Annotated in this window: 22 protein-coding genes; 3 read left to right on the plus strand and 19 right to left on the minus strand. The window is 47.8% G+C overall.

Going from position 1 to position 23,758, the window contains the following annotated elements:
* Nucleotides 1-92: 92 nt before the first annotated feature.
* Nucleotides 93-734, plus strand: a complete 642-nt coding sequence (gene cbpA, locus OCU14_RS04440) for a cyclic di-AMP binding protein CbpA (protein ID WP_057878828.1) — start codon at nucleotides 93-95, stop codon at nucleotides 732-734.
* Between the two features lie 260 nt (nucleotides 735-994).
* Here cbpA and OCU14_RS04445 read toward each other — a convergent pair whose 3' ends face one another.
* From OCU14_RS04445 to OCU14_RS04495, 11 genes are all read right to left on the minus strand, one after another.
* A complete protein-coding gene (locus tag OCU14_RS04445) occupies nucleotides 995-1,393 on the minus strand; it encodes a type II toxin-antitoxin system PemK/MazF family toxin (RefSeq protein WP_057878829.1) in 399 nt (132 codons plus the stop codon).
* A 30-nt stretch (nucleotides 1,394-1,423) separates the two neighbouring features.
* The gene (locus tag OCU14_RS04450) at nucleotides 1,424-1,660 is read right to left on the minus strand and encodes a hypothetical protein (RefSeq protein ID WP_057878830.1); all 237 of its coding nucleotides are present in this window, start codon (nucleotides 1,658-1,660) and stop codon (nucleotides 1,424-1,426) included.
* 84 nt (nucleotides 1,661-1,744) lie between these two features.
* Complete coding sequence (gene alr / locus OCU14_RS04455) at nucleotides 1,745-2,869, minus strand: alanine racemase (RefSeq protein WP_261809975.1); 1,125 nt, start codon at nucleotides 2,867-2,869, stop codon at nucleotides 1,745-1,747.
* 5 nt (nucleotides 2,870-2,874) lie between these two features.
* A complete protein-coding gene (acpS, locus tag OCU14_RS04460; RefSeq protein ID WP_261809976.1) occupies nucleotides 2,875-3,231 on the minus strand; it encodes a holo-ACP synthase in 357 nt (118 codons plus the stop codon).
* A gap of 231 nt (nucleotides 3,232-3,462) precedes the next feature.
* On the minus strand, nucleotides 3,463-5,583 hold the full coding sequence (locus OCU14_RS04465; RefSeq protein WP_261809977.1) for a BspA family leucine-rich repeat surface protein: 2,121 nt from the start codon (nucleotides 5,581-5,583) through the stop codon (nucleotides 3,463-3,465).
* A gap of 271 nt (nucleotides 5,584-5,854) precedes the next feature.
* Complete coding sequence (locus OCU14_RS04470; protein WP_261809978.1) at nucleotides 5,855-6,997, minus strand: baeRF6 domain-containing protein; 1,143 nt, start codon at nucleotides 6,995-6,997, stop codon at nucleotides 5,855-5,857.
* Between the two features lie 286 nt (nucleotides 6,998-7,283).
* Nucleotides 7,284-8,849, minus strand: a complete 1,566-nt coding sequence (gene cshA, locus OCU14_RS04475) for a degradosome RNA helicase CshA (protein ID WP_261809979.1) — start codon at nucleotides 8,847-8,849, stop codon at nucleotides 7,284-7,286.
* A gap of 194 nt (nucleotides 8,850-9,043) precedes the next feature.
* Nucleotides 9,044-10,429 carry a UDP-N-acetylmuramoyl-tripeptide--D-alanyl-D-alanine ligase gene (locus OCU14_RS04480; RefSeq protein WP_261809980.1) on the minus strand — a complete coding sequence of 462 codons (1,386 nt, stop codon included), beginning with the start codon at nucleotides 10,427-10,429 and terminating at the stop codon, nucleotides 9,044-9,046.
* Nucleotides 10,430-10,617: 188 nt separating this feature from the next.
* Nucleotides 10,618-11,403 (minus strand): hypothetical protein, encoded by a 786-nt coding sequence (locus OCU14_RS04485; protein WP_261809981.1) that lies wholly within the window; start codon nucleotides 11,401-11,403, stop codon nucleotides 10,618-10,620.
* Between the two features lie 69 nt (nucleotides 11,404-11,472).
* On the minus strand, nucleotides 11,473-12,366 hold the full coding sequence (gene htpX / locus OCU14_RS04490; RefSeq protein ID WP_261809982.1) for a zinc metalloprotease HtpX: 894 nt from the start codon (nucleotides 12,364-12,366) through the stop codon (nucleotides 11,473-11,475).
* A 19-nt stretch (nucleotides 12,367-12,385) separates the two neighbouring features.
* Nucleotides 12,386-12,952 (minus strand): LemA family protein, encoded by a 567-nt coding sequence (locus OCU14_RS04495; RefSeq protein WP_057878839.1) that lies wholly within the window; start codon nucleotides 12,950-12,952, stop codon nucleotides 12,386-12,388.
* 103 nt (nucleotides 12,953-13,055) lie between these two features.
* Here OCU14_RS04495 and OCU14_RS04500 point away from each other — a divergent pair, with 103 nt between their 5' ends.
* A complete protein-coding gene (locus OCU14_RS04500; protein ID WP_261809983.1) occupies nucleotides 13,056-13,514 on the plus strand; it encodes a low molecular weight protein-tyrosine-phosphatase in 459 nt (152 codons plus the stop codon).
* Between the two features lie 46 nt (nucleotides 13,515-13,560).
* Here the strand turns inward: OCU14_RS04500 and OCU14_RS04505 are convergent, their stop codons facing one another.
* From OCU14_RS04505 to OCU14_RS04515, 3 genes are all read right to left on the minus strand, one after another.
* Nucleotides 13,561-15,744 (minus strand): lectin-like domain-containing protein, encoded by a 2,184-nt coding sequence (locus OCU14_RS04505; protein WP_261809984.1) that lies wholly within the window; start codon nucleotides 15,742-15,744, stop codon nucleotides 13,561-13,563.
* 248 nt (nucleotides 15,745-15,992) lie between these two features.
* Entirely contained in the window at nucleotides 15,993-16,151 is a 159-nt protein-coding gene (locus tag OCU14_RS04510) for a hypothetical protein (protein WP_261809985.1), read from the minus strand.
* Between the two features lie 63 nt (nucleotides 16,152-16,214).
* A complete protein-coding gene (locus OCU14_RS04515; RefSeq protein WP_261809986.1) occupies nucleotides 16,215-16,640 on the minus strand; it encodes a hypothetical protein in 426 nt (141 codons plus the stop codon).
* A 664-nt stretch (nucleotides 16,641-17,304) separates the two neighbouring features.
* Between OCU14_RS04515 and OCU14_RS04520 the strand changes: the two genes are divergently transcribed.
* Complete coding sequence (locus OCU14_RS04520; RefSeq protein WP_261809987.1) at nucleotides 17,305-17,733, plus strand: helix-turn-helix domain-containing protein; 429 nt, start codon at nucleotides 17,305-17,307, stop codon at nucleotides 17,731-17,733.
* A gap of 80 nt (nucleotides 17,734-17,813) precedes the next feature.
* Here the strand turns inward: OCU14_RS04520 and OCU14_RS04525 are convergent, their stop codons facing one another.
* The 5 genes from OCU14_RS04525 to OCU14_RS04545 form a co-directional block, all read right to left on the minus strand.
* A complete protein-coding gene (locus OCU14_RS04525; RefSeq protein WP_261809988.1) occupies nucleotides 17,814-20,072 on the minus strand; it encodes a lectin-like domain-containing protein in 2,259 nt (752 codons plus the stop codon).
* 661 nt (nucleotides 20,073-20,733) lie between these two features.
* Nucleotides 20,734-21,768, minus strand: a complete 1,035-nt coding sequence (locus OCU14_RS04530; protein WP_261809989.1) for a WxLIP family cell surface protein — start codon at nucleotides 21,766-21,768, stop codon at nucleotides 20,734-20,736.
* A 90-nt stretch (nucleotides 21,769-21,858) separates the two neighbouring features.
* The gene (locus OCU14_RS04535; protein WP_261809990.1) at nucleotides 21,859-22,566 is read right to left on the minus strand and encodes a WxL domain-containing protein; all 708 of its coding nucleotides are present in this window, start codon (nucleotides 22,564-22,566) and stop codon (nucleotides 21,859-21,861) included.
* A 43-nt stretch (nucleotides 22,567-22,609) separates the two neighbouring features.
* Nucleotides 22,610-23,248, minus strand: coding sequence for a WxL domain-containing protein (locus OCU14_RS04540; RefSeq protein WP_261809991.1), 639 nt, complete (start codon nucleotides 23,246-23,248; stop codon nucleotides 22,610-22,612).
* Nucleotides 23,249-23,267: 19 nt separating this feature from the next.
* Complete coding sequence (locus tag OCU14_RS04545) at nucleotides 23,268-23,654, minus strand: hypothetical protein (protein WP_261809992.1); 387 nt, start codon at nucleotides 23,652-23,654, stop codon at nucleotides 23,268-23,270.
* Between the last annotated feature and the right edge of the window lie 104 nt (nucleotides 23,655-23,758).

Here is a 23,758-nt window from a genome sequence, read left to right on the forward strand (position 1 = left end):
AAATTAACCAAATTTGCCCCCACTTAATTGGGAAACTATGTTATTATGGGAAGAGATTATTAGAAGTTTCTAATTTTAGGAGGTCATCAGCCATGCTGTTAAAATCCCTAGTGAAACCGAAAGAACGCTTAGTTACGGTTCGCGAGGATGTCACCCTGGAACAAGCCCTCAAGATTTTGGAAGACTCGGGCTACCGATGTGTTCCAATCCTGGATGAGACCGGGCAAATCTTCCGCGGAAACATTTATAAGATGCACATTTACCGTCACAAGTCTCGTGGCGGAGACATGCAGCTGCCGGTGACGTCATTACTTAAGAATGCCACCAAGTTTATCTCGGTAAACGCCGCTTTCTTTAACGTCTTCTTCTCCATCAAGGACTTGCCATACATCGCAGTTCTCGATAACAAGAATGCCTTCTACGGCATCTTGACACATACGCGTCTGATGGACATGCTGTCCCAGTCGTGGAACGTTAACATTGGTAGCTACGTGTTGACGGTTGTTTCCGCCGGCGAACGTGGTGACTTAGCTGGAATGGCCAAGGTCATCACCAAGTACACGTCCATTGCTAGTGTCATTAGCCTGGACGCCCAGGAAGGCGAACTGGTTCACCGAACCATGTTCACCCTCCCCGCTGAAGTCAACGAAGAAAAACTCGACCGGATCGTCAAGGCGTTGGAACGAAAAGAATTCCACGTGCCTGAAATTGAAGATTTGCGCCACGAAGGTTAGAGTGTGACAGAAGGCGGTTAGTCGTCGAGCATTAAGGCTGATAAGCAGATAATCCCGTTTTTTGGATTATGTGCTTATCAGGTTTAAGCGGAGTCGACTGCCTTCTTGTGCACGTTTCGACACCGTAAATTCAAAGCGCCACCCAAAAGGTCGTGACCAAGTCACGGCCTTTTCTGATCCCCAAAATTCCGATAAAATCCGATAGACAAAAAAGGCCACGACAAAATTGTCGTGACCTTTCTAAAAGTCTCGCTATTGAGCTATGTAGTGGATCTTCTGGGTTTATTCTTTTTCTTGCGTGACTTATCCACCAGGCCAATACTCGTCGCTAAAGCGGTATCGACTGCTGCCATTGTTTTAACATCCAGGTGGGTCACTTGCTCCCTTAACCGTTGCTTATCAATCGTTCTAATTTGTTCAAGCAAAATGACGGAATCCCGCTCAATACCGGTTCGTTCCGCCGAGATACCGACATGAGTCGGCATCTTTGGTTTCTCGATCCGTGCGGTGATTGCCGCCACGATTACGGTCGGACTGTAATGGTTCCCCACGTTGTTTTGGATAATTAACACGGGGCGCATGCCACCCTGCTCCGAACCAACGACTGGTGATAGGTCGGCGAAGAAAACGTCACCGCGTTTAACTTCAACACGGGCCATGGGCCGCCATCCCCTATCCTCATAAATTAATTACTGTTTAACTTGTTGTGCGTTACGAAAGGTTGTTAACCGCCGTTCTGCTTCCTCTTCACATGGTGTAAATGCTCGGACGAGATCCCGGTTAATCAAAGCCATTGCCTGGTAGCCAACAATGAGTGCCAGCTTCCGGGCTGCCGCGGCGTGCATCGGAATCAATGCCTGTCGCCGAACCGTCTTGGAAATATGCAATCGGATCTGTGGACGTTTGATTTGTTGCGAACGGATCATGTTCACCCTCCTAGGTTGTTAACGTTCTTACCTCATACAGTTTACCACGAATCCCTTAACCTGGACACTATTAACCCGTCCAAATTAGTGAATGTATCGTCGTGGCAACCGGCTGGTAAAGCCGCAAGCAATCTCGTAATGAATTGTCCCACAATAGGTCGCCACGTCTTGCAATGTAATCTCCTGATCGCCATCTTTACCGATCAAAGTGACCTTTGTTCCTCGGGGACAATTGTGTGGTAACCGAACCATTAACTGGTCCATGCAAACCCGGCCAATGATTTCACAGATCTGGCCATCGACCAGCACATGAAAGCCTTGAAGACGGCGTTCGTAGCCATCAGCATAACCAATTGGTACCGTGCCAACCCATTCCGCCTCTTTAGCCGTGTAAGTGGCGCCGTAGCTAACCGATTCACCGGCCGCCAAGCGCTTGGTATAAACCAGCTCACTAGTCAGACTCAGGGCTGGTTGCAGGTGGAAAGGTTCTTGAATGGCCGTTCCTGAAGGATTCAAACCATAGCCCGCGACCCCATACCGCACGAGATTGTCGTTACAAGCCGCGTGCCAGAGGCTCGTCGCCGAGTTCGAGACGTGAACGTAGCGTGGGCGCCTTGGTAAAGCCTTGGTGAGCGTCTGCCATTTGGCAAATTGCTGCTTGAAGTACGTGTCATCCGGATCGTCGGCGGTTGAAAAGTGGGTAAAGACCCCTTCAAACGCAAAGGCCGTCGCGTGCTTTGTCAGGTAATCGACAGCTGCCACTAAGTCTGGGGCGTTGCGGAAGCCAATCCGCCCCATCCCGGTATCGAGTCCCAAGTGAACGCGTAATGGGTCTGGTGTTCCTGCTAACGTCAGATAAGCTTCAGCCTCAGTCAACCAGTCCATCGCGGCTACCGTGGCCGAGAGGTGTTCCTTAGCCATCAGTGGGGCATCGGCCGGATTAGTAACCCCCAAAATCAGAATGGGTTCATTGAATCCAGCGGCCCGTAATTCCAAAGCCTCGTCTAAAATGGCGACACAAAAGCCACGGGCCCCCGCGTCCTTGGCGGCCTGCGCCACCTGAACCGCACCGTGACCGTAACCATTAGCCTTAACCACCATAAACAAATCACACCCAGGGGCCAGACGTTCAACCTCCGCGTGAATGTTTTGGCGTAAAGCTTGTCGATCGATGACCAGCTGTGTTGGTCGATGTTCCCCAATTGCCATGACACTTACCCTCTTTCTAAGATGACTTCCGTCATTACCATGGTATCCGTATGCGAAATGGATACGTGGGCAATCCCCTCAAACGGTTGGCGTGTGACAATTGGTTGCCCTTGATCGTTGTCGCGAATTTCAATATCTTGAAAACCAACTGTGGACCCAATCCCGGTGCCCATGGCCTTGCTATATGACTCCTTAGCCGACCAGCGGCCACCAATAAACTCCACGGCCCGTCGTTGACTGAGTTGACGATAATCCGCCATTTCATTGGGCGTTAGCACCTTTTCTAAAAACTTCGGTTGCTTCGCCACGACTTGGGCGACGCGATCTAAATCTGTAATATCAATGCCGATCCCATAAATCATGACTTCTTCGCTCCTGTCTACTCTCAAGTCTGTCAATTGTCACACCACTGCTGGAATGTCTAGGTTATATTCTAGCACAGGGCAGACCGATTGACCCCCACAACTTGATCGGTTAAGGGAAAACGTAAACTAATTCAAAGAACTTCGTGTGACTTAAATCTAAAAAGAGCGGTAACGCTGAATGCGTTATCCCTCCTGATTATCATTTTAGCTTTAAACTCATACTGTCATTTAGTCCTGACGCTTGTACCAGTGGAAACTCAAGATCCCCAGCATCACTGCACCAATTGCCACCCACAGACTCGACTTCTTTTCGGTCGTCCGCGGTAACGTTGTCTGCTCGGACTGACGGTCCAGGTGACCCGTCGTGGTCGTCGAAGTCGTCTGATTATTAGCTGCATTATGAGTCTGGTCATGCGACTTGTTCAGAACACCCGCTGCCCCCTGACCACTTCCAAACTTCAGTAACTTGTCAGCAGTAGCGGCTGACTCTTTATTGGACTTAACTGGTAATTGTGGGTTCTTAACCGGGTTCTCAGGTTTCTTCTGCGGATTCTTATCAGTTGTCACAGTTCCACCACCATTCTCACCGCCATCAGCGGTAGCGCCATTACCACCGTCCGTGTTCGGATTGGTATCAGGATCAGTTGGTTCAGTCGGGGTGCCGGGGTTATCGGTTGACGACCCGGGGTTTTCCGGGGTCGTACCCGGATCCGTTGGCGTCGAGCCTGGGACTTTCTGCCAAACGTAGGTGTCAGCCTTCATTGCGCTCGTGTTTAACTGTGCGCTGGTGTATGTCTCCCCATTAGGCTTGTCCGCAGTTCCAGTCCCGACAGCTTGCCATAAGCCGGTATACATATCTGTAACTGGAATGTCAGGTAGTGCAACATTACCAGCGTCAGTTCCCTGAAACGTGTTGGGTCCGAGAACCAGTTCATGCAATCCCGTCGTGTTCTCTAAAGCTGAATTGGCTTGACCACTAGAGATCGTATCAAATCCTGACAGATCCAGTGAATTTAAGGATGCGTCATCAAAAAACATTTGGAGCATTTGGAGATCCGTCTTAGGGTGCCAGTTGCTTAAATCAAGAGTCGACAGAAGCGGGTCACCATAGAACATTCTGGTAAATTTTTGTGAGCCAGAGACGTCCCACCGACTAACATCAACGGTCTTCAGTAGCGGATCATTCTCGAAAGTCTGAACAAAAAGCGTCACTTTCCCGGTCTGAAGCCCTGCAACATCGAGTGAGCTCAAATTAGGCATATCCCCAAAAGTCGCCCTCAGGTTCTGCAGTTCAGGTGTCTGCCACTCACTGAGATCTAGGTTACTAATCGCTGTACCTTGAAAGAGACTGTCAGCGGACTTTAAGCTTGAGACATTCCAATCTGCCGCATCGACATCCGTTAAGGATGTATCCCAAGACAACATGTTCGACATATTCGTGGCTTTGTTAGTGCTCGACCCAAGCTTGAAGCTCGTAATGCTCATTGGACGGCTGGCTGAGCCTCCTAGCAAACTTGACAGATTAGTCACATGACTGAGATCCAAAGAACTCAGATCCAGGCTCTCCAATGAAGTATCACCGCTAAACATTTCTGACATGTTTTGTACATTAGAAGCATCTACGTTCTCCCAACCGTCGATTTCGGTGAGATTCGGCATTAGTGCAAACAATAAACTGCTATCTTCTGGAAGCACAGTTACTGAATTATCCGCAAAAACTAACTTTGTGGCACTTTGTATAAGCAACATGCCATCCATGACACCACCAGTAATTGTCACCACACCATTGCTATCTTCGGTCCATTTAGCCTTACCATTTGCACCACGTTTCGTGATCGTTGGAACGGTATCCCGCAACAAACTCATGCGAGACATCATCTTACGTGGCAAATTAGCCATGACTTTCTCCGTCGAATCTGTCAGTTTATCTGCATCTGTTGCCGACTTATCAGTCAACGACTCCAAATCAACCGGAACAACGCTCGATGTCACTGATTCATCTGTCTTCTTCGTTACCGGTGGTGTTACTTTTACCGGTTCAGTCTGGCCTTCTGTTTCCTTAGTTGTTTTCCCAGAGGTGACTGTTTCATCTGACGCACTTGGCTTGGTATCCGTCTCATCAGTCTTGGATTCTGTTTCAGGTGCTGGTGTCCCCTTTGACAGAACGGCTTGCTTGGCCGTCGGGTCGTCAGCCGTAGTCTGAGCTTTCGTGCTACTGTCAGTACCATTGCCCTGATCTGTCGTATCTGCATGGATGGTATCAACCTGTAACCCCATGCCGGCAACAACCCCAAGAATTGTCAATGTCGTTAACTTCTGTTTAGTTGTGATCCTCAACTTTTTTGTCATATGAATAGCCCTCTCAATGTGACATCCCTAGTCTTCTGAGTAAAGTATAATCGTGGCTAATCTCGAAGTCCACAGCTTAGCACAATTATTTTCATGTGAAATTATTCCGGCCATTATATGTCGGCCTCTAAGCTATTCCTACCAACCATCTAGTATTTTATTTGTTTTTTAGCCTGCCAACCACAGCTCAATAGTCAAAGCCGTCACACAAAAAGGACTGGTCACCCCAGTCCTTTCTCGCACTCTGTGAACTAATTCCTCCAAACATCCATTAGCTCACAACGGCCTCACGGAACCGTAACTGGGCAGCGATGATGCTCCGGGTTGGCATTTCAGCCGCTGGCAGGACTTGAATCTTGCCACCTTGCTTGGCCACTAATAGTGCCAAGTCATTGTATAAATTGTTCTCCCGGCTCAACGCCGTGGCAGTCGTCACCTCACCCGTCTCTAGCAGGTGACCCGGATGCTTAGCGCCAGCTTGTAGCCACAGGGTCCCTAGTTGGCCCTGAACCGCAGCTGTTGCCAATGCCCCAACGTCCTGAACCACCCGGTCACGTGAACGGGCCTTGGCATAGGCATCCTGACGAATCTGGGTCGCCTGCTCATGACGCAGGGCATTCACCTTCACCGCCAGTTCTGCCAGGGATTGATTGGCTGCCGCCAGATTGGTTCCTTGAACCAGACGAATCATCGGGTCCAGGTAGGCATTCTGGGAGAGCTTCCGGAAGTTCCCTTGGTCGGCAGCACCCGCCACCAGAATCAATGGCACTTGGTCCACATTTGAGAAATGCTGACTCACATAGTTATCAACGGCCATGAAGTAGTTCCGCTGATCCGCGGCCTTCCCCGCATCGACAGACCCGGTACCACTATAATGTGTCCCAACCCCAGCGGACCGTTGCCAGCGGCCACTGTCACGTAACTCGCTGCCCAACGCTTGTTTCAATGTTACTGGTGCGTCCACCGGTAAGTTCACTAACTCTGCGCGGCCGCCCCGAACTTGCGCGAACTCGAACCCTTCCCCATTGAGCAACAGAAGGTCATAATCCCCAGTCAAGTCCCGTGATTCCAAGATTGGCAAGACATTGGGCCGGGTGGTCACAGTAATGGTTGGCCCAATCGCCGTGTGTAACCAGTAGTGATAACTATCCGTGGCGCCCGCCATAATCACGAGCCCTTGAGCACCACCGTTGGTCAGCGGACCATGTTCGTATGGTTCAAATGCGTCCTCATAAGTCGACCACGCACGGTTAGGGGCGACTGCTATTAACTGTTTCTTCCCAGCTGAGAGTAAGCTATTGAACTGGGTCCGATCAATCGCGGGGACCCCGGTGATGGGTAAGGTCATGGTGACAAAAGGACCTGGCTTAGCGGCGAGCGTCAGTGCAGCGTGTAAGTCGAAGTGATTTGCCATAGTATGAAAACCTCCGTGGTTTTGTGAGTTGAGTTCTTTGCAATAAGTTATTTCATATTGTTTCGATAAGCTAATAATAGCACACAGAATAAACTAATGCAACTAGAATTGTGAATTTAATAACTAAATAACCCTATTACATAAATTATTAGCCGCTTTCAAAGGCCTGTCACCGGCCTTTATCAACCAACTATTAAGAAAATCTAAATCTCAAATCACGTAAAAAAAGCGTTAGCCGACCTGCCTAGTCGACTAACGCTTCCTTCTAATCAATTAACTTTTTAATTTAGTCTTTTTTCCGAATGGTAAACCCACGGCCACCCTCGGAACGCCGACCACCATTATTGCTGTGTCGGTTACGATCGCCGCCACCATGGTTACGTGAATCATGGCTACGAGAACCGTGACGGTCATGATCGCCACCACGACGGTCTTGACGTTGACGGTAGCCGCCACCACCATTACCGCTACGACGATAGTTACTGCCACCACGGTGGTAACCCCCACCGCCGTGACGCTTGCCGCCGCGCTTAGGTAATGGCCGTTCTGGCGTAATCTTAACTGGAACCTGGCTACTGTCATCCTTGGTCAAATCGTTTAACAACGCTGCAACCAAGTCTTCAGCATCAAATTCGTTTAAGAGGCCTTCAGCCGTCTTGGCAAACTTTTCAGTATCCGTTTTGTTCACAAGGTCAGTAACCTTGTCCTTAGCGGCACCTAATTGGCTAACCAATGCTTCTTCATCCGAAGGTGGCTTCAATGGAAGCATACGCACCTTCGTCAGTTTTTCGATTTCACGCAAGTAATCCATTTCGTTAGGCGTCACGAAAGTCATGGAAACCCCATGCTTCCCGGCACGACCGGTACGGCCGACACGGTGAACGTAACTATCTGGATCTTGTGGAATATCGTAGTTATACACGTGGGTCACGTCGTTAATATCGATACCACGAGCAGCGACGTCAGTCGCAACTAAGATATCTAACTTACCGTGACGGAATTGGTTCATGATTTGTGTCCGACGCTTTTGCGTCAAGTCACCATGAATTCCGGCGGCGTTGTAACCCCGGGCTTGTAACCCGCTAGAGATTTCATCCACCCGACGCTTAGTCCGAGTGAACACGATGGTCAAGTCTGGCGACTGAACATCGAAGAAACGCGTCATAACATCGAATTTTTCAAAGTCACGAGCGCGAACGTAGAATTGATCGATCAAGTCGGTCGTTAATTCCTTTGCCTTAATCTTCACGTGCTTAGGGTCTTTCATGAATTGAACCCCAACCCGTTTGATTTCGGGTGGCATCGTTGCGGAGAAGAGCATCGTTTGACGCGCTTCTGGCAATTGCTTGATGATGTCTTCAATATCGTCCAAGAAACCCATGTTTAACATTTCATCGGCTTCATCGAGGACTAACATTTGGACATGGTCCAACTTCAAGGTCCGACGCCGGATGTGGTCGAGTAAACGACCTGGCGTCCCCACAATAACTTGTGGGTGGTTCTTCAGGGATTTAATTTGGCGACGAATGTCCGCCCCACCGTAAACGACTTGGACGTTTGCCCGTTCGTTACGGCCTAATTTATAAATTTCTTCTTGGGTTTGAATGGCTAATTCCCGTGTTGGGGATACAACCAATGCTTGAACATTTGGATTGCTCTTATCAATCTTCTCTAAGATTGGTAAGGCAAATGCCGCAGTCTTCCCTGTCCCGGTTTGGGCTTGTCCAATAACGTCTTGACCAGCCAAAACCATGGGGATTGTCTCGGCTTGAATTGGGGTCGCTTCTTCATAACCTGCTGTCGTAACAGCCTTCAGTAGGTCTTCAGAAAGACCCAGTTCTTTAAACTTCAAAAATAATTTCCTCCTAATGGGTACATCGCCCTAGTGCCTCGCAAATCTTGGAAAAAATCCGTTTTCCGTGAGACGGTTTACGATTGGCTAGAGCGGAGTAAGTTCGTTTCTTCAAATAAGCAACTAAACCATCATACATCGTGCCTACAAAATAAGCAACTCCCACGACTCGTGGAAGTTGCCTTGTTATTGACTTATTCTTGTACCGGATCCTGTAAGGCCGCTAACACTTGCTCCAAATGAATCCCGTGAGATCCCTTTAATAAAATCTGATCGGCAGCAGTTAACGAACCCTGTAAGGTCGCTGAAAGCGATGCCAGGTCATCTGCGGCAAAATGAGTCACGGCGAGGCCTGGATAACGCTGTGCTAAGCGCTCCTGTAGGGCCACCATGTGGGGGCCAACCAGGTAAACGTGGCTGATCGCTTGCGGATCAACCGCATCCGCTAATCCAGCGTGCATGGCGTCGGATTGGTCACCCAGTTCGAGCATGTCACCCAGGACGACAACCCGTTGGCCGGTAACTGGCGTCTTCGAGAAGGCCGCCAATACCTGTTTAACCGCCGTCGGATTAGAGTTGTAGACATCACTCAAGATATCCTCACCATTGCTCCCCTTGAGCCATTCTGCCCGGTTCTCGGTCAGCGTGACGTTAGCCAAGGCCTTCTGGGCGTTTTCGGGACGAATCCGATAGACCGTGGCCACTGCCAACGCAGCCAAGGCGTTGTTGACATTGTAAGTCCCAATCATCGGAATCGTAAAGGTTGTGTCTGGCCACTCATTAGTGGTAAAGGTCGTTGCGGTTGACGTTCCGGCAACGTTAGTAGCAAAGAGATCGTTGTCTTCACCCTGGCCAAAGGTGACTTGGCTTTGACTTAAATCCGTGACCCGTTCACGTAACAGGGGTTCATCCCCGTTGTAAACTAAGGAGCCATCCTCGCTCAGCCCATGGGTAATCTCCATCTTAGCATCCGCAATCTTGTCACGGGTCCCGAAGAATTCGATATGGGCCTCACCAATCATGGTGATGATGGCCAGGTCTGGTGAGACCAATTTACTGAGGAAGTCAAGCTGTCCAGGACGGTCCATCCCCATCTCAACCACTAACATCTCAGTATTGGGTTCCATGGAAAGAACCGTCATGGGGACGCCAATCTCGTTGTTAAAATTGGCATGCGTCTTGGTGACATTGAACTGCGTTGCTAAGATACTGGCAACCATATCCTTAGTCGTCGTCTTCCCATTACTGCCAGTGATGGCAACAACTCGAGGGTTAATCTTCATCAGATAGTATTGCGCCAATGCCTGTAAGGCCTTCAATGAATCCGCAACCTGAATGATTGGAAAATCAGCGGGGGCTGTCGCTAAGTCACGAGCCCAGAGGGTTGCAACTGCGCCATGGTCAATCGCCGATTGAATAAACTGGTGACCATCGTTTTCACCTGTTAAGGGAATAAAGAGTCCCCCCGGTTGGAGGTGGCGACTATCGAACGCCACACTCGTGACGCTCACATTTTCCCATTCTTTATAATCATTGATTGCTCCCACTGCATGAGCAATTTCAGCAAGTTGCATCTTCATGTTATTAAGGCTCCTATATTCCGGGGACAATTGCACCATCCCCGCTTTAGTTTCGAGGGGTCGTCAGCCGCCTCGTTAATCCTGTTTTTGAAATTCTGAAATTCATTATACCATGGATCACTAAGTCCTCGCTTAAACCGACAAATAAAAACCACCGGAAACCTAACGTCCCAGTGGTTTATTCACGGTTAAATTAAATCCATCACGTCGCTAAAGACTTGGTTATCGTGGATACTGAGCGCCCATTCACGGGTGGTCAGATCGTAACGCAGACTAGCTACTTCTCGGGAGTCAGCGTAAACCTCTTCCTGAGAATACCAAGTCGCTTGCCGTTCAGGGTGGGTGATTGCCCGCACCGGAATCACGTAGATCCGATGACGTTCCACCAATTGGTCAAAGGCAATGATCATGCCATCCACCAGGCCCTGAATCAGCTGCAACAGAATTTCCTGAGGCACATCGCTGATGGCTAACGGACGAGCAAAGACCCACCGGTTATTGTGCATCGCCCGCAGGTGACGTTTGATGCTGACTTCCAACACGTGGTCAAAACTGTTGAGGTGCCGGTAGTAGGTCTTATAAAACCCATCGCGTAGCGTCAGATACACATAGTCGTTCTGCAACTTCGCGTAGAACGGCGTTCGGATGTGGGTGTCCATGTGAGCCAGATAGAGCAACTCGGCAATTTCATTAGGCAAGAGAAAATCTAAATCATCGCCATGCGTATAGTCGAGCCACTTGACGGGATGCTCATGCTTGCCCAGTAAATACCGACGAATCTGGGTCTGTCCAGTCAGCGTCTGGAGCCGTGTATGCGGATTAATTTCGGTATCACTGTCGGATTCTGCATTAAGCAAAAGGAGCTGATTGGGAATGGCGGGAACGCCGTTCAAAAAATCAGCTGGTGATATCCCTAACGAATAAATCATATTCGTTACGGGTTCTAAACTTAAGTAAACAAAATTTCCGCGCATACGCTTACACTCTTCCCCTGGTCTCATGTTAATTGTACTACGAAACGGCCAATTAGCCGCGACTATTTTTTACATTTTTTCGAGGCGGGCAATCCGATCGGCAATCGGGGGATGGGTGGCGAACAAGTCACCCATTTTCTTCTTATTCTTAAACGGATCGCCGATGTATAAGGCCGAACTATTTGGATCGGCTGCCTGCATCGGTTGGCTGTCATCAATCTTCCTCAAGGCGCCAATTAGGCCCTGAGGGTTCCGTGTGAGCTCGACACTCGACGCATCAGCCAGATACTCCCGATTACGCGACAAGGCCATCTGCGCGATACTAGCGGCCAATGGTGCCAAGATAATCAAGAGGATCGAGATGACAATACCGATGACGTTGCCACCGGAATCGCGATCGTCACTCCGCCGTCGACTGCCACCCCACCAGAACCAATTGTTGGCAAAGCTGACCAGCAGGCCAATCGCCGCAGAAAGGGCCAGGGCAATCGTTTGTAGCCTGATGTCGTAGTTCCGCACGTGAGAAATCTCATGCCCGATAACCCCTTCAAGTTCCTCACGGTCGAGTCGATCCATAATGCCTGTGGTCACAGCCACTGCAGCATGCTCTGGATCGTTACCCGTCGCAAAGGCATTGGGACTGGGATCATTAATAATGAAGACTCGTGGCATGGGCACCTTGCCCACCATTGCCATGTCTTCAATCATATGCCACAATTGTGGCGCCTGATCCACGCTGGTAATCTCCTTGGCATGGTTCATGCTCATGACCACATTGGTCGACTGGCTAATCATGATCGCCATGTAAACCCCGGCGACCACGGCGGCAATGACCGTGCCAGAAACCCAGTTCGACCAGAACACGTCGCCTAGCGCCGCTCCCAGTGCCAAGACGAGCAGGCCAAAACCAAACATGACGTACCATGTTCGTCGTTTGTTACTGGCAATTTGTTCATACAGCATGTTATCGCCTACTTACCTGTTATTTAAAATCGTCAAAGTTAACCTTAGGTGTTGTCTTTTCTTCTTCAGGGACTTGAAGATATTCGCTACCTTGGAAATTGTGAATTTTGGCAACAATGTTACTTGGGAATGATTGAATCTTAACCGTCATGCTGGCTACGGAACTGTTGTACAGTTGCCGGGAGTAAGCAATCTTGTTTTCAGTGTTCGTCAATTCTTCCATTAAGTTGGTGAATTGGGTGTTCGCCTTCAAGTCCGGATAGTTTTCGGAAAGCGCAAACAATGACCGCAACGTGGTCGACAGCTCGTTAGAAACTTCCATCGTCTTCTGGTGATCATCGGCCGGAACCGCCGTTAACTGATTCCGTAATTCGACAACCTTCTTCAGCGTCCCTTGTTCATAGTTGGCGTAGCCCTTGGTCGTTGAGACCAGGTTCGGAATCAAGTCATTCCGTCGTTTCAATTGCACGTCAATCTGACTCCATGACTCTTGTACGTAAGTCCGCGTCTTAACCAGTCCGTTGTAAGAACTCACATACCAAATTGCTAAAATTGCGATGACCACAATTAAAATTATCCAACCCATTCTAATCACTCCTTGTCCAGTTTCTGGTAAACTCATCATAACAAATGGTTTTGGCCGAGGCCAGTATGTCCGCCTGCCTTAACCAATAATTAGGAGGTTTCCCATGCAACACATTCTATTTGTTTGCCTTGGTAACATTTGCCGTTCTCCCATGGCCGAGGCCATCTTCAATGACTTGCTGGAACAACGTCATCTGACCCAAGAATTCAGTGTCGCTTCTGTGGCAACGAGCACCGAAGAAGAGGGCAATCCCCCACATCCGGGTGCACTAGCCGCTATGCGGGCTCACGGACTGGATGCCAGTGAGCATCGTTCGCGTCCGATCACCGACGAGGACTTCACCTGGGCCGATACCATCATTACCATGGACCATGCCAACGTCGCCAACCTTCAGCGTATGGCCCCAACCGCGGCTGATCAGGCTAAGGTTAAGCTCTGTCTGGATATCTTCCCTGACCGGCAAGGCGAAGCCATCGATGATCCTTGGTACACCCACAAGTTCGAATTAACCTATCAGGAATTAGCCACGGCACTCCCAGCATGGCTGGACGCCCTGGCCTAAAGTGAAGCGGACCCAGCCACCCAGGCTGTGGTCCGCTTGGTTCGTTCTAGGGCGTATTCATTAATAGCCAAGATACCTGACCGGAATAGTCGCCGGAAATGGCGCCACCCTCGACCTGCAACACCAGGCCCTGATTGGTTTCAGAAGAGAGATGCGTCATGGTCGTCACCCCATCATTCGTGTGACTAGCCACCGTTTGTGCGGCATCCAAGGACAAGAATTGACCGTCCTTAAAGTATTGCAAGTCGCCGTCCAGTGATTTACCATCAGCCCGCTTGAGTTGACTGGCTACGGCCTCCAAGTGCCAGCCGTTACCTTTCTCACGCGTGTCGGTAATCGTCAGGTCCAGCGGCTGGGCACAGGCTAGTCGCTGCATCGTTCCCGTTAACTTGCCTTTGAAGGTGACCTGAGGCGTCGCCGAGGTGAAGGCTAACTCTCCAATGTAAATGGTCATCGTTTTCGTCTGTGAGTTGTGCGTCGGATCGGGTCCGGTAGCGGTGACTGTCAGTGTATTGGTTTTCTTAGTAATAAAGGAAGCCGGGAGATCAACATCAATCACACCACGTTCGTCACTATCTTTGAGTGGTTCCTCAAGGGACTGGCCATTGATGCTCATCTGAAGATGCACGTCCGAATTATGCCAAGCGGGATCCCCAATTTGGACTTTACCGGTAATATGCGCTCCTTTACCTGGGTCGACGTACAAGCTGTTCGGTATGGCCAACTTCAGATCGAGGGTTGGATCAACCGTAAATTCCGGCGTCGAAGTCTCTGCCACGGCTTCCTTCCCCCGAAATTGACTTGTCAGTGGTGCTACCGACCCCGTGCCATCCTTAACCTTACCCGTAAAAGAAAACGTTGCCCCGGTTGACGTTGCCGACAAGCCTGCGGTAATCGGACGGGTCACTTCATTGTTTTTCAGATCCGCCTCATCAATAGTTGTGGGATGATCCGGATCACTTGCCAATGTCATCGATCCCGATGATAACGTAATATTCTTGGGAACCTTCAGATCCGCAATCACGTCGTTCCACTGTTCCTTACCGTTTAGGTATTTAACCTGGTAATTCAATTGAACCTGATCACGTTCACGAACCATTTGTGTCTTCGCAACATTAGTTCCCTGGGTGAGATCGGCCATGTGGGTATTTGCTGACACCTCAACTAAATCGGGGACTTGGTCGAACACAACCAAATTATTTTCCGAAAGGGAGCCCGTTGCACCAGTGAATCCCCACTGCGTCTCATGGGTACCATTGTCGACCTTGGACTTGTCCAATTCAACCGTTTGCTTCAGACCTGGGAGTGTGACTCCCGTCTTGGGATCTTTGTCATTAAACGTGTAGCTAATTTGCCCCTTACTTGTATCCGTGCCAACCTGTGGTTCATAACGTAACGTGAAGTGGTGCCACTGGTGGTCAGATAAGAATTGGAAATTGTTTCCTTGAATCAGGCCGTTATGGTTTAGGGACGTAAAATAAGCAGTATTCACTCCCCAGCCTAAGATTCCGCCTTCTCTCAGTTGTTTTTTCTGATAGCTATTGCGATCTCCGGGATAATTGGATGCGATATGAGGGAACTTAATCGGATGATCCGGGTCTTGAGAAACATCAAATGAATTCCACTTGCCGGCACCTCCAAAAGAAGTGTCGTTGTTGATGTACGAGTCGAACTCAACGGCCCAACTCTTCTGAATGGCCGAACTAGCTACCTGACCAGTATTTGAATCTTGGGGTTCGGTATCTGCTCCCCAAACACCTAATGTCTCTCCTAACGGTTTGTCTCCGGGCATTTGGGTCGTCGCACTGACACCCCTCTGATCGTTCTGTAGTACGAATGCCATGCCATCGCCCGTTGGCGCCTTCATGGGGTCAACATTGGTCATCCAACTTGCTGCGCCACCGAAGTATAGCCACATGGAAACCGTCTGTGGTTCATTCAGCTTAAAGGTATTTTTCGGTGTCGACCAAATACTGCCGACCTGACTCTCACTATTCGTCAGCCGAACCGCTTGTGTGTTATGTACCAGTGGGTTCTGACTATCAACGATCTTCGCATGATTATTCAAAGACGTTCCCGGTACAAAGTAATCTTGAAGTTGAATTCCCTGAGGCGTGGTTGCCAACGCATGGTGTAAGTCTTCCGTGTCTCCAGCAAACGCCTGCGTGCTTCGTCCCCAAAGCACACACCCCAATAAAAAGCTGATCATGACGAGCCCGATCGTCTTCATCTATCCCTAACCCCTTTCTCTCCCTAGTCACTCGAGAAAATACTGTCACAGTCTTCTAGCCAAGACCACGAAAGCGCTATTACTATTAAAATTATAGTTTCACTCATTTAATAATAACAGCATGTATTGTTTTAGGATAGTATAACACGATTGTCACCAATTACCAGTAAAAATGCTGATATAACAATATTTATGAGGGGTTATGTTGTGCCTAATTGCCCAATAATCACGCAGTAAGAATTCAAAAATTACCGATAATAAACAAAATAATCTCCATCAACTTTGGGCTCAGGGTGATCGCCACTAGCAAATGGATCATCTACGTCCATTTCATCAAGATCATTATAACTATAGCCATAGTATGTGTTAGCATTGATTTGTTTGTCAGCAATATCAGCTTTAGTCAAAATTGACTCTATTTTGTTATGCTTGACTGGAATGAGATATACCTTGAACTTTTCCCCCTTGATTCAAGCATATATCGCATAGACTGGGATGACCTTTCCCTTGAACGTATAATTAAACACATAGCGCTTGGTCTTGGGATTTTCCATAACTTGAATCGCATCTTCATCATCCATATCTCTGTCAAAACCCGAAGCAATTGTAGATTCATAGCTCATCATAGATTGCTCCATTCCCGCCTCTATTACTTCAGCGTGAGTGGAAACTCCTTTTGGCAGCGGATGTGAAACCTTATGTGGCTTGACGGGAGTGGTAGGTATCTCTGAGCCCGAGATAGCCGATGATAGAACAGAGGTCCCACTGGCCGTCCCAACGCCCACAAGAATGATAAAGACACCAATGCCAATTAATGTCACTTGACGCGGCTTGGCAATCCCGCGCCAAGTAACATATGCCCCTATTGCGATAATTACTGCTGCAATGAAATCCATTATCTTACTCCTCCTAAGTTCCCAGCTGGCCTGTAAAAAAGCGCTTGCATTTTTCTCGATGTCAAAATTGTTTTAGATGTAAATTGAAGCAATAATAAGGAACCCAATAATCTTAAGTATCCACATAAGCGTCTTATTATCATCTCCAACGAGGCCTGAAAATACAAAGACCACGAATGCTAACAAGAACTTCAAAATCATGACGACTGCGCCTCCAAAATCCCAATATTGTTTTCAAAGAACTATCTGTTATTTCTTAAATTCACAGTCGATTATAAATAACTAAAGAAACTAAGCGTTTGCAAAAAAGTTAGAACGGCCCCAACAGCACTAACGGCTACGAACGCACTTACCCCGTTTTTTTGATAAGAACTGTAAGCAAAATATCCCAATAATATCGACAAAAGCAAGTTTCCAATAATATCAATACCCACCATAACCATCGCTCCTTTCACACCAAATTTTTAGTACCAACAGAATTAGGTTCATACCCAAAGTCTAATAATGGCAAAATCAACAAACCTCGCCCCATATTTTGTAAACTTCTTGCAGTCCTAACTACCACTATATTACAGGCTTGAAAGTGTTTCAATAATAACTTTTTTTTAGGCTGAATATTCGATAAAGTCACCATTAGAAGCACTAAGAAGGAAGAGGAACACAAATGAACACATCAGAATACGGCCCATTAGGCGAGCGGATTCGGTCACGGCGGAAACAGCTCGGCATGACCCAAGAGGAACTTGCCGAACAAAGCAATCTGTCCGTAAACTACATTTCAAAAATCGAACGGACGCAGGACCAAAATATCAGTTTTGACGTTCTAGCCAAGATTGCCCACTCATTAAACATCACCATTGCGGAGCTCATTGGGAAACCACCAATTACCCCATCCAATGCGGATATCGAAACGGTTCAGGAACGTAAGCTGTTGACGCGGCTCCGGCAAATGGACCGCGAGTCTCGTGACAAGGCCATCGACGCCATTCTTCAATTGCTCGATCTCCAAACACCACAGCAAAACAATCGTGGGAGCCGTGCGGGCAGACCTTTGGGGCATGACAAAGGCAAAAAAGGCAACGCTCGTCAATAGTCACGTTCCCAACGTTAAAATACACAACAACGCAAAAAGCCAGCCCTTGCAGGCTGGCTTTTAACATACTTCTATTCATTTTAATTACCTGGAGCATCATTCAAGGACCAGTGAACTGTGGTCACGTAGGAGCCCTGAACGGCCCCCGCATTCGCTTTTAGCAAGATCCCATTATCGCTGTTCCAATCACCGGTCACGTTGACCTGATCGTTGTTAGAATCTGTCGTATGCGTATCAATCGTGGCTGAGCCTTGCGTCAGACTTTGTTGCCCATAGATTAAATCACCATCTAAGCTTCCACGAAGCCGACTAATAATCGGATCAGCTGTTGCGGTCAATTTCCATTTGCTCCCAGTCCCCCGAGTATCACTGACCTGAACACCCCAACTACTGTCAGCGGCATAAGTCATCGCAGAACCCGTCAGGTCCTTGGGATGGTCCACGTTAAACGTGGCACTAGGATTAGCGACCAGAGCCAACGTCCCATCCTTCAACGTCACCGTGTAGCCAACATCATTGGAGACAACGCCGTTATTGTCAGTGGCGTACATCACAAATTGATTATCACCCTTAAAAATGTTGGTGATGCTGGACACTGGAATCGTGTAGGTGAAGTCACCAGCAGGATCGGAATCACTCAACATCTGAGTCGGTAAATCAACCCCATTCATTTGTGGGTGCAACCTAATTTGACTGTTAGCTGTGGCAGTTCCAGTCAAATATTTAATATGGCCAGTTATCGTAATATCCTTCTTGGCATTAATGGTTTGACTTCCTGTCGTACCACCAGCATCAATGTTATCACCAGTTAAAGCCATAATCATAGAACCAACAGCTTTTTTAACCGTAAACCCGCTCACATCCGCAGTTGCCATGGCATTCGATCCGTTAAACGTACTATTGGTAGCGGCGACAGTTGCGTCCGAAGTCCCAGAAATTGCCACACCCTTCAGAGTAATATTAGCAGAACCATTTGGTGCCGTTGAGCCATCCTGTTCAGTATTTAAATTTTCAAGTGATTTGCTAAGCGTCTGACCGTTCTGGTTGCTCGTATCGAGCCCATCGATCGTGTCAGTATCACCATTGGCATAGGTGATCTTAGCACTCTTGTAAATGATATTTGATGGCAAGTTCAGCTTAGCAACAATATCTTTCCACGACTCACGTCCACTCGTGTACTTAACATTGTAGTTCAAGGACATCCGATCACCACTATTTACAGTGTCTGAACTATCATTGATTTGTTTGTCAGGCTGTGACTCATCCGTCAAGGTTGCTGAAGCATCCGCATCTACTAATCCTGGAACCTGCTCGAAAACCACAGCATTGGTTTCATAGCTAGTACCAGTCGTACTGGTAAACCCCCACCGAATCATCTTATCGGCCCCTAAACCAAGGTTCTTGGTTTCAACGTCCACAGTTCTAGTTGTACCCGTCTTAGGTTTTCCTGTAGCCGCATCCTTGTCGTCAAATGAATACGTCATCTGACCGACGCTACTACCACTTGGTGCAGGCGTCCACTTCATGGTCAAATGCCGCCAAGAACTACCGTTTAATCCACTCTTCCCCTCACCAATATAACTGCTTGTTGGATGATTTAACGTCGCGTAATAGTGAGACTTTTGGCTAAAAATTAGCCAGCTATATGTTTTCTTTACTAAGTTGTAACTACTTGACTGTCCGGGATAATTGGCTGCAATGTGTTGATCATCAGGTTGGCCTTCATCAAACTGGGTTGACAAGTTGGCCGAATCGTTAAAATAATTATCCCAGTCCGTACCCAGACTCAGTTGGGGTAACCGATTGGCATACGTATCAAATTCCAGTGCCCAACTGTTTTGAATGGCATTTTTAGCTACAGTAGCCGGGTCTGTCTCATCAATACTATCATCCACACCCCAAACACCTAACGTCTGGCCAACCGCTGGGGTTTGAGTTCCTGGAAGAGTCGCACTTGCCCCAAGCCCACGGTCATCATTTTGCATCACAAAAGCCATGCCATCACCACCAGAGCTAGTGTTACCAAAGTACATCCACATCGAAGCAGTTTCTGGCTTTGCCAAACTCATCTTAGCATCGTCTGACGACCATATTGTCCCAATGCTCTTATGATATTCAGTCAATCTTACCGCTTGATTGTCACCTTGATCAGTGTTGACAACAGCAGCAGAGTTAGGCGAAATAGTTCCTTTGCTAAAGTAGTTATCAATTTGAATACCCTTAGGGGCTGTTGATGAGACAGCAGACCAATCTTCTGCTTTAACAGTCAAAGCCTGACTGCATGCTACAATTCCTGCCACGACAGCCAACATCCCTAGTAAAATTGATTTAATCTTCACGTTAATCTCTCCCTCAACCACTAAAAAATCGTCAACTACTAGTCATCGTCGAGTCATTATTAGTATTTATTCGATTCATTTGTAAGCTTTATGCATACAGTCAAGCTAGATTGCGCCGTTAATTAAATAATCTGTGGTGCCCGTAGTTAAGCTCCTGTGCAACCGGTTGAACCCGAATGATTGTTCACATTGAGTATGACCTTCAGAAAAGCCAATACCTATGTACTACTTTTACTATTAATTAAGGTTATTATAGGCTGTTTAGCCCCAAAACTCAACCTTAATGTTTAGAATAGCGGGGAAGTATAACCTTTTACTAACTCTTGCAATGTATAATTTGCCGGTTACCCACTTTACTAGATTTGTCCCAAATGCAGAAAATCGCTAAAAAATATAAATGGAATCGATCTCACACTTCCGTTTAAAATTATGTCAATGTATAATTATCCGAATACTTGAATTTTTATTAGTCATCAAAATTTTTCATTTTCCCCATATGACCTGTGCAATAGTTGATTCTTTAGCCTTCCTAGCACATCGTTTGAGACTGGTCCGAAACCACAAGACTTCTGCCAAAAATACAGCCATTTCGTAACCTTCACAGCAACACAAAAAAGCCGCCAATCATTTCTGATCGACGACCCTCTAAATCCAGTGACGTTTATTTCTTGTCTTCGTCATCCTTGCGACGATTCTTCCACAGTAGGTAGATGATAATCGCAATGAGAATCAGAATGAGCAGACCACCGGCAACGAACCACCAGAAGTAACTCTTCTTTTGTGGCGTGTTGTACTTGTTTTGAAGTTGGCCGATCCGTTTCTGAGTCAGCTTGAAGTTCTTCACAAAGTGCCAGTGGTAACCACCCTTGGCGTAGGCATCCAGCGTTAACGTGTAAGTCCCCGCCTTCATCTGCGTATCACCAAATGGGATAGCATAATCAAAGTTACTGTTTGGCGCCATGGCTAGGTTAGACTTCTCATTACTCAGGACGGTCTTGGTACTACCTTCCTTAGTCACCTTCGTCTTCACCCGGAGTTGGTTCATCAGACCTGGACGTGGGTTCTGTAAGTTAGCTTCAACTTGGTTGTACTTGTTGAATTGGCCGACCTTAACCGTGTTCATCAACATGTCTGGCGCAACGTCGACACTGTCTTCACGCAAACGAACCCCAATCACATAAGCGAAGGCATTCTTGATACTGACACCCTTCTTCGAATTAGAATTATCGTTTGAAGTCAGCTGCTTAACGTTGATCCCACCTAAAATCATCCCATTAATCTTCTTAGCAGGCATCTTGTAGGTAACGTAGACGGTCTTCTTACCCTTGGCAGGAACAGAAACCTTCTGGGTCTTACCCCCGAAAACATCTTTAATACCGACTTTTAACGTACTGTCCCGCTTAGGGTTCTGTTGGCTGTAATCCACGACCCCGTTAGGATTGGTAATCGCTTGATTGACGCCAACCTGATACTCTTTAGTCTTCTTCCCCGTGTTACTGATGACAACCCCTAATTTTTGCTTCTGGTTGGGCTTTACCCGTAAGGCAAAGTACGTGACCTTCTTGTCGTCTTGATTCTTGGGCAAGATAGCACTTACCGTGTATCCAACACTTTCAGCATGGGCAACTTGTGATAAGCCACCGGCTGCGAGGAGTAACGTCCCAACTGCTACTAATAACCGTAACCACTTTTTCATGATTATTTCGGCCTCCATATTCAATTGTTAATAGGTTCATTGTAACAAAGAAAGCGGTGGCTGTCGCCACCGCTTTCTTTAAGATTCGTTTTATGGCGTATCAGTTAACTGCCAAGTGAACTCCCCCGCATATTGCTGCGATTTGGTCACCTGGTCCGCGTTAACAAACAAACGCGTTAATAACTTTGGTTGATAGTTCAGTCGCATGATCCAAGTTCCAAGACCTGTGTCCTTTTGGGCTCGTGCAACCAGTGCTGGAATGCCTAACGGTAACTCTTGGTCACCATCGACAGTCACACTTGGCTTGCCACTCACCGTATCGGCATAGCTTGGTGTAAACTTTGACCGCCCTAAGGTGATCGATGCCGCAGAAATCACTGACCGATCCTTTTGACCAATCATGAGACTTGGTGTGACATAAAGTTTCCACCCATGTCCGTTGTACCGGCGATCACTAACCTGAACGAAAGCCTTGGTATTGACCGCTGTCGCGGTAATTAGCCTTCCGTTCAACCCATCATCCTGCTTAAATTTGATGTTCGACACATAATCCAAGGTCAGAGGACCGGTTGACCCAGTCCCTGGATTATCAGGATCCTCGGGGTCACCCGTGAAGTTGCCACCGGGGTTATCCGGATCGACAGGCTTAACATCAGTATCCGTATCACCAGGCGCTAAGATCGTCGACGTCGTCGTTTTGGACGGATCAGCGGCTGAAGCAACTTCCTGTGGCGACGCAAATGCTAGGCTCGGGCCCAGCACTAAGGCAGCCACAACTGAAGCAAGCGTCTTAGTCACCACACAGCCCTCCTTTGCTTAAAAGCAACGGATCATTGACAACTTAGGCTGGCGTGTTAGTCAACGTCCAAGTCAAATTTGAAGTGTACGTGTCAGCCTTGTTACCAGCGGCAACCACAAAGGATGCATCCTTGGCAGCATAGTTAGCCATCCAAGTTCCGACACCCTCACCAGCTGCTGCCTTGAAGACCAACAGGTTATCATTTTTTTCGTCAGCTGCAAAGGTCAAGGCAGTTCCTGGAGTAGGAGCACCAGTTTGGGTGCTGTCCTTAGGAGAAACAGCTGGGGTTCCAAAAATCATCTGACTGGCATTTAAACTACCCTTCGTGGTGGCACCAACAAAGGGAGTTGATGCAACTTGGACGTTCCAACCAGAAGCAGTACCTGGGTCGTTAACCGTAACAGTACCAGCACTAGCTTTTGTATCTTCTGAACTAGCATTAGTAGTGAATACGCCGTCAGTAAAAGTTTGCTTGTCCCCATTGAGTTGACCACTGAAGGAAACATCAGGAGCTGAAAGTAATTTGATACCACCAGCACCAGTAGTCGTGTCTCCAGGGGTTAAGTTAACAGTTGCCACAGTGTCTGATGACGTTGACGCGGCATTAGCCGTAACGGTAGTGAAACCAAATCCAGCAACGATAGCAGCAGTAGCAAGTAATTGTAAAGTCTTCTTAGTCATAATAAATTTCTCCCTCAACTTAGTTATTTTGTTTTTTCATCCTAGTTTTAATAAAGCCTATCCAAACCAACAACATTAAGATAATTCCTGCCATGGCCCCTAGACCAAGCGTGGTCTCAAAAGTCTGAGGCAACCGACCGGTCAGGCCATGGTTGGTTGAAACTGGTTGACTTGAGCCGTTAGCAGTCTGTGTAACGGTCGCTCCGGCACCGCCGGAGTTGTTATGGGAATGACTTGGTGTTGTAATCAAGTCCCCATCCCCACCGGAACTCGGCGGGGTTAACGTTACTGAATAATTCGACTGTTGAACGTCACCGGTCTGGGTTGATGCCCGAGCAGCTGTTGGGAAACCCCAACCGATGATGAGTAGGCTCAGTACCAGCAATCTCATTTTCCGTAATTGCATCACTGTCCATCCACACATCCTGTTCTCGCAAACCTAAAGCCAATCGCAACAGAACACCTACATGAAGCTTGTTCAAATAAAAAGTTCATATCAGCTGATTACAG

Origin of the sequence: Levilactobacillus humaensis, assembly GCF_024345185.1 — a bacterium.
GTDB classification, from domain to species: Bacteria; Bacillota; Bacilli; order Lactobacillales; family Lactobacillaceae; genus Levilactobacillus; species Levilactobacillus humaensis.